Source organism: Spirillospora sp. NPDC046719 (assembly GCF_040645715.1).
Taxonomy (GTDB): domain Bacteria; phylum Actinomycetota; class Actinomycetes; order Streptosporangiales; family Streptosporangiaceae; genus Spirillospora.
Genome location: NZ_JBEYYT010000113.1, coordinates 9,750 through 11,755, shown reverse-complemented (window position 1 = coordinate 11,755; position 2,006 = coordinate 9,750). Strand labels below are relative to the sequence as shown.

At 75.4% G+C, this 2,006-nt stretch carries 3 protein-coding genes; 2 read left to right on the top strand and 1 reads right to left on the bottom strand.

All coding sequences use genetic code 11. The annotated features are described in order from the left end of the window. Positions 1-255 (top strand): universal stress protein (locus ABZ914_RS20690; RefSeq protein WP_500194874.1); only part of this gene is annotated, 255 nt, incomplete at its 5' end. A 65-nt stretch (positions 256-320) separates the two neighbouring features. On the opposite strand, the gene ABZ914_RS20685 is transcribed toward ABZ914_RS20690, so the two are convergent. Then, entirely contained in the window at positions 321-833 is a 513-nt protein-coding gene (locus ABZ914_RS20685) for an O-acetyl-ADP-ribose deacetylase (RefSeq protein WP_190860847.1), read from the bottom strand. A 207-nt stretch (positions 834-1,040) separates the two neighbouring features. Between ABZ914_RS20685 and ABZ914_RS20680 the strand changes: the two genes are divergently transcribed. Then, positions 1,041-1,892 carry an NAD-dependent epimerase/dehydratase family protein gene (locus tag ABZ914_RS20680; protein ID WP_500194871.1) on the top strand — a complete coding sequence of 284 codons (852 nt, stop codon included), beginning with the start codon at positions 1,041-1,043 and terminating at the stop codon, positions 1,890-1,892. The last annotated feature ends 114 nt before the right edge of the window (positions 1,893-2,006 follow it).

Here is a 2,006-nt window from a genome sequence, read left to right as displayed (position 1 = left end):
CGCCCCCCCGGGGCGCCGGCGCCGCCGGCCCCCGCCGGCGCGACCCAGGTGACCCCGCGCGCCGAGCGCGGCGGCGGGCCGGTGTGGGCCGCGATCGTCGACGTGGCCGATGAACTGGACGCCTCGCTGGTCGTGACGGGTTCGCGCGGCCTCGCGGGCGCCCGGTCGATGATCCTCGGCAGCGTGTCGACGCGGGTCCTGCACCACGCGGGACGTCCCGTGCTGGTCGTGCCGCCGCCGAAGAAGGACGACTGACGGCGACGCCCGCCGGGGCATGCCGGCGAAGCCTTCGGAAGAAGGCCGATCGGCGGTGAAGCCCCTCAGGGCATCCCGACGGCGCGTTCGAACGCCGCGTACGCGTCCTCGCTGAACAGCACGAACCGCGCGTCCGACACCTTGGTCTGCGCCGCCCGCACCGTACCGACCGCGATCCGGGCGGCGTCGTCCATCGGCCAGCCGTAGATGCCCGCCGACACGGCCGGGAACGCGATCGACGCGACGCCCAGCTCGTCGGCGACCCGCAGCGACTCGCGGTAGCAGGAGGCCAGCAGGCCCGAGCGGTCCTCGGACCGGGAGTAGACCGGCCCGACCGTGTGGATCACCCAGCGGGCCGGCAGCCGCCCCGCCGTCGTCGCGACCGCCTGCCCGGTCGGCAGTCCGCCGCCGTACTGCGCGGCACGCAGCTTGCGGCACTCGTCCAGGATCTCCGGGCCGCCCCTGCGGTGGATCGCCCCGTCGACCCCGCCGCCGCCGAGCAACGACGAGTTCGCCGCGTTCACCACGGCGTCGACGTCCTGTTCGGTGATGTCACCTCGGACGAGAGTGATGTTCATGCACAGAATTGTCCCCCGCGCCGGGCACGAAACGCACACGGACGGTCTCCGGCGGTACCCTCATGTCGGACGAGCTTCCACGGGGCGGTGCGGCTCGTCCGCCCGTCGTCCGGCGGCCACGGGGGGCGGCCCGCGCCGGGGCCGCGCGTGACCTGGATCAGGACTCTGCCTATCCTGCCGTCAGACGACCACAAAGGCGTGACAGTCGTGGAGGTTACCCCCTTGAAGATCTTCCTCGCCGGAGCGACCGGAGTCATCGGCCGCCGGCTGATCCCGCTGCTCGTCCAGGCGGGCCACGAGGTCGCAGGGACGACACGCCGCGAGGAGCGCACCGGCTCCATCTCCGCGCTCGGCGCCGCGCCGGTCGTCCTGGACGCCTTCGACGCCGGCGCCGTCCGCGCCGCCGTCGCGGAGGCGCGGCCGGACGTGGTCGTCCACCAGCTCACCGATCTCAGCGGTGAGGACTTCGAGGCCAACTCGCGGCTGCGCGTCGAGGGCACGCGCAACCTGGTCGACGCGGCGAAGGCGGCCGGCGTCGAGACGATGATCGCGCAGAGCATCGCGTGGCTGTACCTGGCGGGCGAGACGCCCGCGTCCGAGACCGACGCGCTGGACTCCTCGCTGCCGCCCTACGCGGGCATCGCGGCGCTGGAGCACGCGGTGGCCGAGATGCCGCGCGGCGTCGTGCTGCGGTACGGGGCGCTGTACGGGCCCGGCACCTGGTACGCGCCGGACGGCGCGATCGCGCAGCGGGTGAAGGCGGGCAGCCTGCGGCTGGCGCCGGCGTGGACGTCGTTCGTGCACGCCGACGACGCGGCCGCGGCGGCGCTGGCGGCGCTGGACTGGCCGGCCGGGCCGGTCAACATCGTCGACGACGAGCCGGCGACGACCGCGGAGTGGCTCCCGGTGTACAGCGCGGCGCTCGGCGCCCCGACGCCGGGCAGCGCCGGCAAGCACGCGGCCACGACGGGGCGTCCGGTGTCGAACGCCAAGGCGCTCGGCCTGGGCTGGAAGCCGCAGACCCCGTCGTGGCGCACCGGCTTCGCCGACATGAAGTGACGCCCCGCCAGGACTGATCCGGCGGGACGGGGGCCCGCGCGCCGGAAAACCCCCCCGCCCCGGCCCCAGCCCGCGGAGGCACCCCCCGGCCACCCGGCCCCCCGGCGCGAAGAG

Coding starts and splice junctions, on each gene's coding strand:
- ABZ914_RS20685 (WP_190860847.1), bottom strand. CDS start 833: ATGAACATCACTCTCGTCCGAGGTGACATCACCGAACAGGACGTCGAC.